This is a genomic window from Xanthomonas rydalmerensis (genome assembly GCF_033170385.1).
Taxonomy (GTDB): Bacteria; Pseudomonadota; Gammaproteobacteria; order Xanthomonadales; family Xanthomonadaceae; genus Xanthomonas_A; species Xanthomonas_A rydalmerensis.
The window spans coordinates 113,429-128,698 of sequence record NZ_CP126170.1 but is presented as its reverse complement, the minus strand read 5'-3'; the positions used below and the strand labels follow the sequence as shown (position 1 = coordinate 128,698).

Below are 15,270 nucleotides of genomic sequence, written 5' to 3'. Positions count from 1 at the left end.
TGGAAGTCTCGGCGCCACGGAAGGTGGCGACGGGCGGCGGCAGACGGGAAGCGCTGCGGCACACGCAGCACCGTCCATCAGCGCGAGTGATCCGGTTACCGGCCGCGAAGCCAACGCACGTACCGTTAGCGCAAACTGCGTCTCGATTTGTAGACGACAGGGTTAACAGTACAGACATCTGCCGCGCTCAGGACTATGGTCGATCCGGGGACGGGGGTCGCATGGGACGCAGACAGGGGAAAACCGGATTCGGCGCGCTGGCGGCGTTGCCGTGGCCAGTGGGAATCATGGCCGGCATCGCTGGCTTCCTCGCCGTTCGCGACGGCATCCCCTGGTGGTTCTCCCGCCACGACAGCGCGCTGTCGCAGGCCATCTCCCAGCAAGCGGAAGGCGCATTCGCTCCCCTGGCATGGATCCTTTTGCTGCTCTGGCGATCACCTCATTCTTCAATGCGCGGCACCGCCACGTGCTGACACTCGCATCACGCTATCGCGGGCAAGGCAACACGCGTGGAGGATACCTGCCTTGCTTAGCTAGCCTGGCTAAATCTATCCAGAAATTTTAGCAATCTGGTTACCCCGCAGACCTTGATGATTTGCGCTTCAGGAAGTCCCTGTGACCCAATAATAAGAACTTCCACGTTTCAAATTGCATCCGATTATTTAACAGCACTTAGGCCTGGTTAGATATAACAGCCTGGAGAAAAATTTTGAAAATAAAAGAAATAAACATCAAAGACTTTAAGCGTTTTGCCAACTTGGAAATTTCTGAAATCCCCAAGACGGCAAAGTTGATCCTATTAACAGGACCCAACGGTAGCGGTAAAACTTCGTTGTTCGAAGCTTTCAATTATTGGATGAAGTCCGCAAGAAACGATTACAGCTATGACAGCGACTACTATTTGCGACATGAAAGTATTATGACGCCGTTATTACCCACTTTCAACCACAGCCCTTTGGAAGAAACCCTTAATAAGATTAAAATATTTTTTTATGACGAGCCAAAAGAAATAAAAAATAACAGGGAAATTTTTAGAAAGGCGTTTTATATTCGCTCCGCGTACCGGCATTCGCCCGACTTTACTATCAATGGATTAAATAAACTTGAAGACATACTGGATGATCCAGGTAGAGCCACGACATTAATGCTCTCAGAATCTCGAGTTCAGAATAACTACCAGCGTTTAGTAGGTCGAAGCTTGGAGCTTCTCTACGATCCCGACGGAAAGAACATAACGGCTGGTCAAATCACTGAGCAGTTGATTGGCGAAATTCGAGATGCCATGCTACAAGTCTTTGATGATTTAGTTCTTGAAGGCCCAGGAAACCCATTGGACTCAGGAACTTTTCGTTTTACAAAGGGCATAACATCCAATTTCCACTATAAAAATCTATCCGGCGGCGAGAAGGCTGCGTTTGATCTTCTATTAGACTTTATTGTCAAACGAAAGTATTTCAACGACACCATTTTTTGCATTGATGAACCTGAGCTTCATATGCACACCCGCCTGCAAGCCAAGTTGCTTGCAGTCATGTTCGAACTTACCCCTGATAACTGCCAGCTTTGGCTTTCCACCCACTCCATTGGAATGGCACGCAAAGCAGCCGAACTTAATGCTGAAAATCCTGGATTAGTGGCTTTTATTGACTTTCATGAGAAGAATTTTGACAAAGCCATAGATTTAAAGCCGATTCAACCCGACAAGCGGTTCTGGAAACAGATGTTTAATACAGCGCTAGACGATCTCGCAAAGTTAGTTGTGCCAGATTACGTGGTGTTCTGTGAAGGGAGGAGGATCGGGCAGTCTGGGAAAAAGCCGAGTTTTGACGTGACCGTTTACAGTGTAATATTTGGTCCGTGGTATCCAGGCGTTGAATTTATCCCATTAGGTGGCGGCAACGAAGTGCGGAACGATGGTGAGACTTTTGAATATCTGCTCACTAAGTTAGCACCAGGCATCAAGGCGTGGAGGGTTTTGGACGGAGATGATCGGAATGAAGATGAAATCAATGAACTAAAAAGTGAAGGCAGTTATGTTTTGCCAAGGCGGGACGTAGAAAGCTTTCTATGGGACGACAGTGTCCTAAAAAAATTCTGCGAAAGCCTCAATAATCCTGATGCATTCGGAGAGATACTCCAGACAAAACAGCTTCAATTATATAATTTGGCGCTTAGAGGAAAGCCGAATGATGATGTAAAAGAAATAATAGATGTTCTATATGTGCAGATCAGGAAGTCGCTCAAATTGGTTGGCTATGGAAATTCGGCAGAAGCTTTTTCAATCAAGCATTTAGCACCCCTTATCAGGCCAGGAATGCCTATCTATAACGAGCTAGCAGCATCGGTACTAGCGCCTCTGATGTGACTTTTAGAATTTATTGATAATGTTGCGCTGGATATAATATAACCTTTCTAAATGTCACGCCGACAAACTGATCATGAATTCAGGTAAGCCGATGGTGGGAATGGTTAGCTTTTTTATTTCCAACGCCCACAGAGCTGGAGTCAGAGTGCATTTATGATCTGCCCACCCTAACAGTCAAACAGGGGTCGGAGTGCACTACCTGCCCCCTCACCCGCGGTTCCACAGTCCAGCAAAATCGAACGAAAGCTGCCGGTGGTGGCGAATGGAGAGGAGATACACGGTGGCGGATGCCTCCACCGCCGTGTACAGCATCACGTAGTCGCCGTGCAGGTAGATGCGCAACGCATCCGGCGCTTCCGCCGGCAATGCGGCCAGTTGCGCCAGCGCTTCGACCGATTGCAGTGGGGTGTCCAGGTAGGGCCGGCCGATGCGTGGGAAGCGCCGCAGGTTCGGGATCACGGCCGCCCGCAATTCGGCGAGCAGGTCATCGAAGGCCGCGGCGGCATCGGCGTCCAGCAGGAACGTTTCGATCGCGTCGAGGCACGCCAGGAAGCTCTCCGTCAGTTCGACGCGATGCAACGGTCAACCCCGCTTCTTGGCCGCCCGCTTGCCGGGGTCTGCGGGATTGGGCGCCTTGGCGGCCGCGCGCCGCTGCTGCAGTTGGTTGATAGCGGCATCGGCATCGACCGTGCGGCCGGCGGCGATGTCTGCCAAGCCGCGCTTCGCATCGTCGAGCAAGAGCAGGTGGATGCGCTCGCGCTCGAGCCGGTGGTAGTAATCCAGCCGGTCGGCGTCGATCAGCGCGACGTAGCTCTCGCCGTTCTTGGTGATGATCTTCTCGGCGCCGGCCTTCGCCTGGTCGGCCAGTTCGGAGAGGTTGGCGCGCGCCAGGGTGAAAGGGACCACGTCGTTGACGGAAAAGCCCATGGCAAGCTCCTTTCACTATTGATTACAGGATTCTGTACAGGCTATCACCTGCATGGTGTTGCTGCCAGCGCACATGGAAGCTCATTCGGACAAGGCCCAATGCGTGGCGTGGCGATGGACAAGGCCGCACAACGCAGGCCGCACCCTCCTCCCGGGCGCTGCAGGCGCTCCAGCCCGCCGACAGGATTTCTGCGGCTCCGTCCTTCCCCGGAATCTTGACCTCCCATACATCAAACCCGCCGCATCCTCGCCCCGATTCCAACACCGGAGGCGGGGACATGACGAAGTGGATGGGGGCGGCGCTGGCCGCGGCGATGCTGGTGACCGGCTGCGCCAGGGTGGAGGGCGAGAAGTTCGTTGGCCACTGGGTCAACGTGGAGTCGAAGGACGACACGATGGACATCGAACGCAACGGGGAGTCGTTCATGGTGCGCAACACCACCCCGCGGTTCTTCAGCCGCAAGCCCAAGACCGAGAGCTACCCGGCCATTTACAAGGACGGCGTGCTGCAGGTGACCAACGACGGCGAGACGGTGAACTTCGCCATCGACGAGGCCGATGGGCACCTCAACACCGGCAGCGACGAGTACCAGCGGGTGCCGGCCAAGTAAACGCGTCACCGGCGTGCGTCGTCCCGGATGACGCTACGCCCACCGTGAGATCCGCACTGCGTGCTGCGCCAGCGCGGCGCGCAGCGTCGTCTTGCTTGCACTCGGGGCAGCGTCTGACGCGCACGAGCGCGGATCTCTGCGGTTCTTGCCGGCTTGCGGATGGACCTCACGCATCACACCGGCGCCGCCGCCGGGGCCCTGCCTACGCGCCGCGGCGTTACAGCCGGCTAGGTGCGCGGCGCGGGCGCGGCGATGCCGTCGACGAACAGCCCGATCAGATGCGCGATGCGCGTCTTCGGCGAGCCGAGCTGCTCGGTGGCCAGCGAGGTCGCGGTGGCAACGACCACGAGATCGTCGAAGGAAACGTCGCGCCGGACGACGCCGGTCTTCTGCGCGCGCCGCAATAGCTGCTGGCCTTCCTTGCTGACGGCCTCGCAGCCCGGCGTGCCGCTCTGCAGCACCGCGCCGAGCGAGGCGGCAAGCCCGCGGTAGACGCTGGTATGCAGCGCCAACTCCTCGAGATACGCGCGCAGCGCGGCCAGCGCATCGAGCGTGCCGGCACGCGCGTGGCTGGCCGCGGCGAGCGACAGGAAGCGTCCGCTGTAGGCCGCGGCGAACAAGGACTCGCGCGTGGGGAAGCGCCGATAGAGCGTGCCGATGCCCACGCCGGCGCGCTTGGCGACGTCTTCCATCGACGCCTCGGCGCCGCGCTCCAGAAACACTTCCTCCGCCGCCGCGAGCAGGCGTTCGCGGTTTCGCTGGGCATCGGCGCGCAGGGGGGTGTCGGCGGTCAACGGGGCTTTCCGGCGTGGCTTGTGGAAACGGAGGCTACCTCCGTATAGTAAGTGGAGCAATCCTCCACTTATCAAGGGAAGCGAGATGGACAAGCGATTCGAGGGCAAGGTGGTCGCGATCACCGGCGGCACCGACGGCATCGGCCTGGTGACGGCAAGGGCGTTTGCGCGGGTAGGCGCACAGGTCTACATCACCGGGCGGCGGCAGGACCGGCTGGACGCCGCCGTGGTGGAGATCGGTGGCGGCGCCATCGGCGTGCAGGGCGATGTCGGCATTCCCGAGGACATGGATCGGCTCTATGCGCGCATCCAGCAGGACCATGGCCGGCTGGATGTCGTCTTCGCCAACGCGGGCGTGTCCGAGTCGGCTGCGCTTGGCGAGATCGACGTCGCGCACCTGGAGCGCCTGCTGGCGACCAACATCAAGGGCACGGTCTTCACCGTGCAGAAGGCGCTGCCGCTGATGACGACCGGCGGCGCGGTGATCCTGGCGGGCTCGGTGGCCGGCAGCAAGGGAATCGGCGCGCTCTCGGTGTACAGCGCGACGAAGGCGGCCATCCGCTCCTTCGCGCGCACCTGGACGACCGACCTGAAAAGCCGCGGCATCCGGGTGAACGTGGTGTCGCCCGGCATGGTCCACACGCCGGCCATGCAGACCTACCTGGAAGCGAATGCAGAGGCCGAGGCGGCGTTCAAGCAGATGATCCCGTTCGGCCGTCTCGGCGACGCGGAGGAGATCGCCGAGGCGGTGCTGTTCCTGGCTTCGGACGCGTCCAGCTTCATCGCGGGGCACGAACTGTTCATCGATGGTGGGGTCATGGCGATCTAGGCCTGCACACGACCGCGTGGTGGTCGGCGATAACGCGCGCCTGCTCCATCGCTCGCGCGTGGCGGTTGTCGGCATTCTCCCCATCGTGCGTGGCGCGCGTGGCATGGCATGGAGGCCTGCGCGCGATGAGGGTCGGCCAAGCCGACAGCGTCACGGACGATCAAGCCAGAGATCTGCGCGCGCTTCGGTGCTGGCTCTTGTTCAGTGTGGCGCGCGGGCCGCACAGCGCGTGATAAGCGGGCGTTTCAAAGACGTCCGCTGCAACCAGACCAGGCGCGCGTTGCAACGCGCCGGAGCAGTCAGAACAACGAGCCCTGGCTGGGGACCGGCTCATCCTTCGCTGGAGGCGTTGGCGGTGGTGGTGCTGGATCGACACTCAACTCCACCCCACCCAACCGCCACGCCAATCCCGAGATCCGCGCCGCATGCCGCGCCAGCGCGGCGCGCAGCACCGCTTCGCTGGCGGCGATGTGCAGCGCGCGGCGGGCGCGGGTGATGCCGGTGTAGACCAGTTCGCGGCTGAGCACGCGGGCGTCGCGGGTCGGCAGCTGCAGCCAGACTTCGTCGAATTCGCTGCCCTGGGCCTTGTGTACGGTCATGGCGAAGGCGCTCTCGTGCGCGGGCAGCGCGGCCGGGTGGAAGCCGCGGACCTGGCCGTCGCCGGCGCCGTCGAACCAGGCGACCAGGGTGCCCTGCGCGTCGCGCAGGCAGATGCCGACGTCGCCGTTGAACAGCCCGTGGCGGTAGCTGTTCTCGGTGATCAGCAGCAGGCGGCCGTGGAACCAGGGCGCGGCGGCGCCGAGACGGCGCGCGCCGCTGGCGGTCTCGGCCAGCAATTGCTCGATACGTGCGTTGAGCCCGCGCGCGCCCTGCGGGCCGGCGCGCACGGCGGTGAGCAGGCGCAGGCGCGCAGCGGCGCGCAGGGCCTGCGCCGGATCGTCGGCATCGCCAAGGGCGCGCCAGTGCGCAAGCAAGGCATCGCCGCCGGCGGCGAGCGGGTCGTCGACGCCGTCGTGGAAGTGCACGCCGGCGAGCTGGCCGTCGCGCAGCAGCCGCAGCGTGCCGTCGGCATCGCCGCTGCGCACCGCGTCGGCCAGCGGCGCCAGGGCGAAGTCCTGGGCCTGACGGTAGCCGCGCAGCAGGTGCACCCGGTGCCCGGCCAGGCCGCCATGGTCGTGCGCGACCGCGCTGTCGCCGAGCAGCGGCTGCAGCGCCCGCGCGTCGTCGGCCTGCAGCGCGTCGCCGGGGCCGGCCGCCTGCAGGATCGCGGCGAGCACGTCGCCGGCTTCCACCGACGGCAACTGGTCGGCATCGCCGAGCAGGATCAATTGCGCGCCGTCGGCCACGGCTTCGACCAGCTTGCACATCAGCGGCAGGTCGACCATGGAGGCTTCGTCGATCACGATCAGGTCGAACGGCAGCGGGTTGTCGGCGTCGTGGCGGAAGCGCGGCAGGTCGGGAATGACGCCGAGCAGGCGATGCAGGGTGCTGGCGCCGGCCGGCAGTGCTTCGGCCAGGGCCGGGTCGACGCCGTCGGCGAGTGCGCGCGCCACCGCGGCGCGCAGGCTCTCGGCCATGCGTTCGGCGGCGCGGCCGGTGGGCGCGGCCAGCGCGATACGCGGCGGCGGCAGGCCGGTGGCACGGGCCTGGGCGAGACGCAGCAGCAGCAGGCGGGCGATGGTGGTGGTCTTGCCGGTGCCGGGGCCGCCGGTGACCAGCAGCAGGGCGCGGCGCAGCGCGAGCGCGGCGGCCTGGGCTTGGCGGTCGGGGTGGGGGTCGCCCGCTGATTGGAGATCGCCCGTGGTCGTACCCTCACCCGCCCTGCGGGCACCCTCTCCCGGGGGGAGAGGGAAGACCTGGGCGAACAGTGGTGCGAGGGCCGACAGGTCGCTGTGTGGCAGCGGCTGCGTGGCCAAGCGGCGCAGCCCTTGGGCCAGGCGTCGCTCGTACTCGCGGTAGCGGCGCAGGTAGAGCAGGCCGTGTTCCAGCACCAGCGGGCTGTCGGCGCTAGCGGCGTCCTCGGCGGCGGGTTGCGCGACCCAGCGCGAGGCGGCCAGCGCGCGGCTCCAGTCGTCCGCGGTGGGCAGTGCGGGCGGGGCGCCGTCGCGGCTGTCGAGCAGGAGGCTGGCGCGTGCCGGGTCCAGGCCGGCGTGGCCGCTGGCGACTGCCAGCGAGGCCAGGGCGGCGCCGGCGAGGACCAGGTCGGGCGTGTCCGGGTCGAGGCGGGCCAGGCTGTGCGCGAAGGCGTGGTCCAGCGTGCGCAGGGTGCCGTGGCGGTAGAGGGCGGCGAGGAGAGGGTTGGGTTGACTCACGGGGTGTGGACTCCGTGGGCGGGCGGACCCTCACCCCAACCCCTCTCCCGGGGGGAGAGGGGCTCGAGCGGGCGCAGGGTGCCGGTGCGGTACACGACGGCCAGTAGGTGGGTGGGTTGGCTCACGGGGGGGCTCCGTGGGCGGGCGGACCCTCACCCCAGCCCCTCTCTCCCACGGGGACTTCCTGCGGTCGCCGGGGGAAGAGGGGCTCGAGCGGGGCGCCGGCGAAGAGGGCGTCGACGCCTTCGATCAGGTCCGGGTCGAAGCGCCAGGCGTGCACGCCTGGCGACGGGTCGCGTGCGGCGTCGAGGCCGCGGCAGAACAGGTAGCGCACGCCACCGAAGTCGCGGGCGTAGTCGTAGCCCTCGCCCAGGCGGAAGCGCAGCCAGCGGTGCAGGGCCACGGTGTAGATCAGCGCCTGCAGGGTGTATTCGCTGTGCGCCATCGCCCGCGCCAGCGCGTCGGGGTCGTAGGCCGGCAGGCGGTTGGACTTGTAGTCGAGCACGTACCAGCGACCGTCGTGCTGGTAGGTGAGGTCGATCAGGCCGGTCATCAGTCCCTCCAGGCGCTGCCGCGCGCCGAACGCCTGGCGCTCGCCGGCCACGCCGAAGCGGTGCAGCAGCGCCAGCAGCGCATCGACCCGGGTCGGGCGCATGGCGAAGTGGAATTCCATTTCGTTGCGCCGCTGCGCTTCCGGCACCGCGGCCAGGCAGGTGCCTTCGGGCAGCGCCACGGTGAGGGTATTGCCGACCAGGGCGGTGAGCATGGCGGTGCCGTCTTCCAGCTCGTCCTCGGCATAGCCGCCGCGCTGCAGCGCTTCGACGATGGCGGGGACCTGCCCGGCCGGCGCCGGCTGGCCCGGCCGCCAGCCGCGCCAGGCGGCGAAGTCGCAGCGCTCGAACACGTCGTGCATGGCCACGCCGAAGCGGTTGCCGACGAAGCGGCGGTCGACCATGTCCACCTCCACCGCGGCGCTGACCGGCTCGCTGGCGGCGGGTTCGTCGCTGCCGCCGCTGCTGGGCACGGTGGCGCTGGCCATCGGGTCGCTGCCGGCGTCGGCATTGGCGAGTTGGGTGAAGCTGTACACCCACCACTCCGGCAGCACGCGCCGTTGCGGCACCCGTGCCTGCGGCACCGGCGGCGCCGGCTCGGGCGGCAGCCGCGGCAGTTGTGCCGGCGGCGGCGTGGTGTCGAGGGCGATGGCGCCTGGGCCGGCAGCGGCCTGCAAGGCGTCGAGGTCGCGCAGCATCGGTGCCAGCGCAGTGCGCTCGTGCTGCGGGAAGGCGCCGGTGGCGATCCACAGCGCGTGCTCGGCGCGGGTCAGGCCGACGTAGAGCAGGCGCGCGTCCTCGGCGCGCTGTTCCTGTTTCCACGCGGCTTCGGCGGTGTCCCAGGCCGGGTCGGATTCGCCGCCGCTGCGGCCGGTGTTCCACTGCAACTGGCGCCCGCCCTGCGGCGCCGGCACCACGCAGTGGCGCCCGGGGCTGCGTTCGCTGCGGCCGATGCCGGCGTACGGCAGGAACACCAGCGGATACTCCAGGCCCTTGCTCTTGTGCAGGGTGACGATCTGCACGCGGCGCGCGTCCGACTCCAGGCGCAGCTGCTGCGCTTCGTCGCTGTCGTCGGCATTGGCGATGCGCCGCGCCAGCCAGTCGACCAGGCCATGCGGGCCGAGCGCGCGGGTGTCGGCTTCCTGCAGCAGTTCGGCCAGCTGCAGGTAGTTGGTGAGGCGGCGCTCGCCGTCGACCAGCGCCAGCAGGCGCTGCCCGTGCGCGGCGCCGAGGTCGCCGATCAGCGCCAGCGGGCCGCCGCGCTGCCAGCGCTCGCGCCAGTCCAGCGCCTGTTGTTGCCAGCGGCGGTGCCGCTCGCCGTCGTGGTCGAGCGCGGCGATGGCCGCGGCGTCCTCGCCGATCAGCACGGTGGCCAGCGCCGCGCGCAGGCGGCCGTCGTCGCCGGGGTCGAGCAGTGCCTGCAGCAGCGCCAGCAGTTCCAGTGCCTCGTCGGTGGCGAACAGGCTGCGCCGCCCGGCAGCGACCGCGGGAATGCCGGCCGCGGCCAGCGCCTGCTGGATGCGCGTGGCCTCGCCGTGACTGCGCACCAGCACCGCGATGTCGCCGGCCTGCACCGGACGGCCGAGCAAGCTGGCGCTGCCGTCGCGGGCCTCGGCCAGCCAGCCGCGGATGGCCGCCACGCAGGCAGCGGTGCACAGCTCGCGGGCGCGGCCGGCGCTCCATGGCTTGGGCTTGCCCGGCTTGGCGGTGGCCGGCGGCGGCGGCTCCGGTGCGCGCCACACGGTCAGCGCCGGGGCCGGCACGCCGTCGCGTTGCAGGTCGGCATCGACGCGCTTGCTGCCCGGCTGCACCGGGTGGAAGGCGATGCCGTCGGTGAGGAAGGCCTCCGCGTAGCCGGCCTGCGCGTACAGCGCGTCGATCGCCGCCAGCAGCGCCGGGCGCGAGCGGAAGTTGTGCGCCAGCGGCGGCGCGCGTTCGGCGTCCGCGGCGGCGGCCAGGTAGGTGCGCACGTCGCCGCCGCGGAAGCCGTAGATGGCCTGCTTGGGATCGCCGATCAGGGCCAGCAACGGCGGCAGCGCGTCGTCCGGTGCGGGCAGCGATGGCGCGATCGCCGCATCGTCCTGCACCGCAGCGGAATTGACCGTCTCCGGGGCGAACACCTTGCGGAAGATCGTCCACTGGCGGTCGTCGGTGTCCTGGAATTCGTCGACCAGGGCGACCGCGTACTGCGCGCGCAGGCGCTGCGCCAATGCGTCGCCGTGCGGGCCTTCCAGCGCGCGCGCCACGCCCTCGACCAGATCGTCGTAGGTCTGCACGCGGCGCTGGCGCTTGAGATAGGCCAGCCGCTCGGCCGCGTCGGCACGCAGCGCGTGCAGCAGGCAGATGCGGCGTTGCGTGCGCCACTGCGCCAGCTGCGCCAACGCGGCCAGGTAGCCGTCGATGGCATGACCCAGAGGCGAGGCCGGGGTGCGCTCGGCGTGCTTCTTGTTGGTGCCGGCGGTCAGCTCGGCGGCGGTGAGCTTGACCAGCTTCGGGTGCGGCGGCGCGTCCGCCGCCGGCGCCACGGCGAACGCGTCCAGCCAGTGCCACAGCGCGGTCAGCCAGTCGGGTTTGTAGCTGACCTTGCTCAGCACGCCGGCCTCGATCGCCGCGACGATCGCCTCGAAACAGGCGGTGCCGTGCGCGCGGAACGCCTCGGCCAGCGCCACGCCAGCGCGCTGCGCGGCGTGCTGCAGCACGTCGCCTTCTTCGGCGGCGAAGACCGGCGCGGCCGGCAGCAGGGTCGGATGCCGCACCAGTTCGCGCAGATCGATGGCCATGCCGTCCGGCCCGCCCGGCCACAGCGCCACCAGGTCCTCGGCCATCGCCGCATCGGCGGCGCGTTGCCGCCACAGGTCGGCGGCGACATCGCGCAGCAGTTCGCGATCATCGGTGAGCAACTGCGGCGCGGCGAAGGCCTGGCCGCTTTCCAGCGCATGCTCGCGCAGCACGCGCGCGCAGAAGCCGTGGATGGTGAAGATCGCGGCGAGGTCGATGTCCTCGGCGGCCTGCTGCAGGCGGCGGCGCAGGGCGGTCGCGGTTTCGGTGCCGGTCGCCAGGTGCGCGCCCAGGATGGCGCGGGTCAACGCGACATCGGGCGGGTCTTGGTGCGAGCGCGACGGGTCGTCCGCGCGTTCGGTCGCGGCCGATCCCGAACCGGGGACCAGCGCCGCTCCTACCGCGTCACGATCCGTGTCCGACCCAGTTCCGGCCGTCGGCACCAGCGTCGCCGCGAGCGCCAGGCGCTCGCGGATGCGCCGGCGCAGCTCCTGGGTGGCGGCCTCGGTGAAGGTGACGGCGAGGATCTGGCCCAGGCGCAGGCCGCGTTCGACCACCAGGCGGGTGAACAGGGTGGCCAGGGTGAAGGTCTTGCCGGTGCCGGCGCTGGCCTCGATCAGGCGCACGCCGTGCAGCGGCAGGACCAGGTACGGATCGCGGTCGGGCGCGGCGCTCATTCGGCGTCCTCCTGCAAGCCGCGCCAGCGCTGCCAGCTTTCGCTCAGCCGTTCGGGATCGAGCGCAGGGCCGGCGTCGCCCTGTTCGAGCAGGCCGAACACGCGCTGGCTGGTGGCGGCGAAGTCGGCGAAGCGTTGGGCGTCGGCGAACGGGTCGCGGCCACGGCCGACCAGGCGCAGTTCCGGGCTGTCCGCCTCGCTCCAGCCGAAGCCGGCCTGCCATTGCGCGGCGGCGTCCTTGATCGCCTTGTCGAGATCGCCGGCGCGCGCGGCCTGGTAGTACTTCCAGCTGCTGTACGGCGCGAACGCCAGCGGCGCCTGCCGGCCATGCCGATACAGCTGCAGTAGCTCGCCCAATGCCTGCCGCGCCTGGGCAGTGGGCAGCGGTTCGCGGTCCATCGGATGCGGGCCGAGGCCGTCGTCGTGATCGAAGAAACGCACGTAGGGCATCGCTTCGCCGGCGGCGCGCAGCAGCAGCCATTCCAGGCCATGGCGAATCGCGCTGCGCCCGCTCAAGGCGCCGACCTGCACGCGCGCCACGCCGGGCGCGTACCAGCCGGGCAGGCGGCCATGCAGCGCGGTGCCGTCGAGGTCCACCTGCAGCCGCGGCGCCAGCGGTGCGGCGGCGGCGCCGCGCCACTGCCGGAACGCCTCGGCGTAGGGACGCAACTGGCGCACGCGCTCGTCGAGCTGGCGCCGGCCCAGCGGCCCGGACGGCAGCAGCGCGCGGGCGCGCAGGCGCTCGTACAGGGCGTCGGTATCCTCGCGCAGCACCGCCTCGAACACCTGCTGCTGCAAGCCGTACTGGTCGAGCCCGCGGCTGGCTGCCAGCAGCGGTTCCAGGTCGCTGTCGGCCTGCGCCGGATCGGGCAGGCGCAGGCCCAGGCGCTGGCGCAGGAACTGCCCGGCCGGATCGACCAGCAGCCGGCGCAGGTCGTCGATGGACAACTGCGCCGGCGGCGCGTCGTCGGCCGCGGCCGGCAGCGCGTCGATCCACGGCGCCAGCGGCTGGCGCTGGCCGACCAGGCTGTCCACCGCCGGCCGCCACTGCCGGCGGTAGCTGAAACGGCGCGGGTCGGCATCCTCGGCACCGGTGGCGCCGAACGCGGCGGCGGCGAACGGCTGCAGCGGATGCCGCACCACCAGCGCTGCGGCCGCGGCCGGATCGGCGTGGTACTGCGCGGTGCAGGCCAGCAGTTCGCCGACCAGCGGCGAGGGTTCCCGCACGCTGCCGTCGCGCGCGTCGGCGCCCAGGTAGCTGAGGTAGAACACTTCCTGCGCCGAGGCGAACAGCTGCAGGAACAGGAAGCGGTCGTCCTCGCGGGTGGAGCGGTCGCCGTGGCGGCGGCGCGCGGTGCCCAGTTCGGCGGTGAGGCGGTTGAGCCCGGCGGCCGGATCGCGGCGCGGGAAATCGCCGTCGTTCATGCCCAGCAGGCAGATGACCCGGAACGGCAGCAGCCGCATCGGCACCATGCGGCCGAAGCTGATGCCGCCGGTGAGCAGCGGCGCGCGCGTGTCCGATTCGCCCAGCACCGCGGCGAAGTGCGCGCGCACCACCTCGGCCGGCACCGCGTCGGCGTAGTCGGCGCGGGCGGCGTCGCGCGCGAACTGGTCGATCAGTGCGCGCAACCGTTCCAGCGCGCGCTGCTGGCGCGGCGCCGACGGGCTCTGCGGCAACAAGGCCTCGAGCAGCCCCAGCAGCACTTCGCGCCACTGCGCCGGCGGCATCGGCTCGGCCAGCGCGGCCTGGTGGCGGTCGAGCACGCGCAACAGACGCAGCAGCGTGTCCAGCGCGGCCAGCGCGCTGCCTTCCAGCTGCGGCCACGGCGCCACGCCGTCGATGTCGTCCTCGGCGCCGCTGGCGTGGCCGAGCAGCAGCCGGTCCAGGGCGAAACGCCAGGTGTAGGCGTCGTCGGCCGGCGCCTGGTGACGCTGCCGGTGCGCTGCATCCAGGCCCCAGCGCGCGCCGGCGGCGTGCAGCCAGCCGCGCAGGCGTTCCAGCCCGGCCTCGTCCAGGCCGGCGGCCTCGGCGATCGGCGCGCTGGCGAGCAGGTCCAGGATCTCGTGCAGGCCGAACCGCGCGATCGGCAGGCCGAGCAGCGCCAGGAACACCTCGGCCAGCGGCTCGCTGGCCAGCGGGCTGGCGTCGGCCAGCGCATAGGGCAAGGGGTCGTCGCCGCCATGGCTGCCGAACACCGCATCCAGATACGGAACGTAGGGGTCGATATCCGGCGACAGCACCGCGATCTCGCGCGGCTGCAGCGGCGGCTCGAAGCGCGGATCGTCCAGCAGCGCGCGCAGCTGGTCGTGCAGCACCTGCAGTTCGCGCAGGCGGGTGTGGCAGGCGTGCACCTGCAGGCTGGGATCGTGCGGGTCCACCGCGGCCAGCGGCGCCGGTCGGGCCGGCGCGCGGCGATGGAACAGGTCGCTCTGCATGCGCCGCAGCAGGCTGTCGCCGAGGCCACCGTCGGCCAGCGCGCGCCGGCCCGATTCCAGCGGATCGGCATAGACCGCGATCTCGGCCAGCGGATGCACCACCTCGTAGTCGCCGATCAGCGCCATGAAGTCGCGCCCGGCCGCGCCCCAGGCCTGCAGCAGCGGATTCTCCTGCACCTGCTCGGCGAACAGCTCCACCGCCCCGCCCTCGCGGCGGCGCTGCCACAGCGTCTGCAGATCGCCCCAGTAGCCCTGGGCCGGGGTCGGCAGGTAGAAGTGCAGCGTGCCGGCGCGCGCCTGCGTGGCCAGCACGCGCAGCACGTCCGGGGAGATGTTGAGCACGGCGAAGGCGAACAGGCGCCGCGGCAGGCCCTGCGGCAACGGCCCGTCCGGCCGCGCGTAGCGGTCCAGGTACTGGCCGATGCGCCGCGCGCGGTAGGCGCGGCCGCTGGCGATGCGCCGCCACAGCCGTGCCTGCGGATCGTCCGGGTCGGCGCCGCCTTCCCAGCGCAGCAGCCAGTCGCGGCGCCAGGCCTGGTACTTCTCGAACACGTTGCTCAGCTCGCCGGCCAGGCTCCACGGCTTGAGCGCATCGCCATCGGCCAGATACCCGGCCAGCGGCGCCAACGCCGCATCGGTGCCCAGGTCGCCCTGCAGCGCGGCGTACAGGCGCCAGTGCATGGTCGCCATGTCCAGATCGTCGGCCGCCGCGCCGAGATTGCGCTCCAGCGCGCGCGCGACGAATTCGCCGGGGGTGAGGAATTCCAGGTTCGCCGCCACCCCGTGCACCGCGGCCAGGGTCGACTGCAGCCAGCGCCGCATCGCCACCTGCGGGATCAGCACCACCTCCGGCGCCAGCAAGGGCTGCTCCGGCGGCGGCCGGCGCAGTTCTTCGGCGAGCAGGGCGGCCAGGGTATCCAGCGCGTTGGACGGATACAGCCGGAAATCGGGCGCGGACGGGGCAGGCATGTGCCGGGCATTGTGCCGGATG

Annotated in this window: 10 protein-coding genes; 4 read left to right on the top strand and 6 right to left on the bottom strand. The window is 68.4% G+C overall.

The window, feature by feature from the left end:
• Nucleotides 1–287: 287 nt before the first annotated feature.
• Nucleotides 288–473 carry a hypothetical protein gene (locus QN245_RS00575; RefSeq protein WP_317844261.1) on the top strand — a complete coding sequence of 62 codons (186 nt, stop codon included), beginning with the start codon at nucleotides 288–290 and terminating at the stop codon, nucleotides 471–473.
• Nucleotides 474–709: 236 nt separating this feature from the next.
• Complete coding sequence (locus tag QN245_RS00570) at nucleotides 710–2,365, top strand: AAA family ATPase (RefSeq protein WP_209230291.1); 1,656 nt, start codon at nucleotides 710–712, stop codon at nucleotides 2,363–2,365.
• A 207-nt stretch (nucleotides 2,366–2,572) separates the two neighbouring features.
• Here the strand turns inward: QN245_RS00570 and QN245_RS00565 are convergent, their stop codons facing one another.
• Nucleotides 2,573–2,944: a type II toxin-antitoxin system RelE/ParE family toxin gene (locus tag QN245_RS00565; protein ID WP_317844260.1), complete on the bottom strand. Its 372-nt coding sequence runs from the start codon at nucleotides 2,942–2,944 to the stop codon at nucleotides 2,573–2,575.
• 3 nt (nucleotides 2,945–2,947) lie between these two features.
• Nucleotides 2,948–3,292, bottom strand: a complete 345-nt coding sequence (locus tag QN245_RS00560; protein WP_317844259.1) for a type II toxin-antitoxin system Phd/YefM family antitoxin — start codon at nucleotides 3,290–3,292, stop codon at nucleotides 2,948–2,950.
• Between the two features lie 278 nt (nucleotides 3,293–3,570).
• On the opposite strand from QN245_RS00560, the gene QN245_RS00555 reads away from it, so the two are divergent.
• On the top strand, nucleotides 3,571–3,903 hold the full coding sequence (locus QN245_RS00555; RefSeq protein ID WP_019797267.1) for a hypothetical protein: 333 nt from the start codon (nucleotides 3,571–3,573) through the stop codon (nucleotides 3,901–3,903).
• A 227-nt stretch (nucleotides 3,904–4,130) separates the two neighbouring features.
• Here QN245_RS00555 and QN245_RS00550 read toward each other — a convergent pair whose 3' ends face one another.
• Complete coding sequence (locus QN245_RS00550) at nucleotides 4,131–4,697, bottom strand: TetR/AcrR family transcriptional regulator (protein ID WP_317844258.1); 567 nt, start codon at nucleotides 4,695–4,697, stop codon at nucleotides 4,131–4,133.
• An 85-nt stretch (nucleotides 4,698–4,782) separates the two neighbouring features.
• Here QN245_RS00550 and QN245_RS00545 point away from each other — a divergent pair, with 85 nt between their 5' ends.
• The gene (locus QN245_RS00545) at nucleotides 4,783–5,526 is read left to right on the top strand and encodes an SDR family NAD(P)-dependent oxidoreductase (protein ID WP_317844257.1); all 744 of its coding nucleotides are present in this window, start codon (nucleotides 4,783–4,785) and stop codon (nucleotides 5,524–5,526) included.
• A 299-nt stretch (nucleotides 5,527–5,825) separates the two neighbouring features.
• On the opposite strand, the gene recD is transcribed toward QN245_RS00545, so the two are convergent.
• The 3 genes from recD to recC form a co-directional block, all read right to left on the bottom strand.
• Nucleotides 5,826–7,838, bottom strand: a complete 2,013-nt coding sequence (gene recD / locus QN245_RS00540) for an exodeoxyribonuclease V subunit alpha (RefSeq protein WP_317844256.1) — start codon at nucleotides 7,836–7,838, stop codon at nucleotides 5,826–5,828.
• Between the two features lie 121 nt (nucleotides 7,839–7,959).
• On the bottom strand, nucleotides 7,960–11,844 hold the full coding sequence (recB, locus tag QN245_RS00535; protein WP_317844255.1) for an exodeoxyribonuclease V subunit beta: 3,885 nt from the start codon (nucleotides 11,842–11,844) through the stop codon (nucleotides 7,960–7,962).
• On the bottom strand, nucleotides 11,841–15,248 hold the full coding sequence (gene recC, locus QN245_RS00530; protein WP_317844254.1) for an exodeoxyribonuclease V subunit gamma: 3,408 nt from the start codon (nucleotides 15,246–15,248) through the stop codon (nucleotides 11,841–11,843). The genes recB and recC overlap by 4 nt, the downstream gene beginning before the upstream one ends.
• Nucleotides 15,249–15,270: the final 22 nt, after the last annotated feature.

Excerpts from the sequence above, each read along its gene's own strand:
- QN245_RS00575 (WP_317844261.1), top strand. The coding sequence starts at position 288 with ATGGCCGGCATCGCTGGCTTCCTCGCCGTTCGCGACGGCATCCCCTGG.
- QN245_RS00560 (WP_317844259.1), bottom strand. The coding sequence starts at position 3,292 with ATGGGCTTTTCCGTCAACGACGTGGTCCCTTTCACCCTGGCGCGCGCC.
- QN245_RS00555 (WP_019797267.1), top strand. The coding sequence starts at position 3,571 with ATGACGAAGTGGATGGGGGCGGCGCTGGCCGCGGCGATGCTGGTGACC.
- QN245_RS00545 (WP_317844257.1), top strand. The coding sequence starts at position 4,783 with ATGGACAAGCGATTCGAGGGCAAGGTGGTCGCGATCACCGGCGGCACC.
- recB (WP_317844255.1), bottom strand. The coding sequence starts at position 11,844 with ATGAGCGCCGCGCCCGACCGCGATCCGTACCTGGTCCTGCCGCTGCAC.
- recC (WP_317844254.1), bottom strand. The coding sequence starts at position 15,248 with ATGCCTGCCCCGTCCGCGCCCGATTTCCGGCTGTATCCGTCCAACGCG.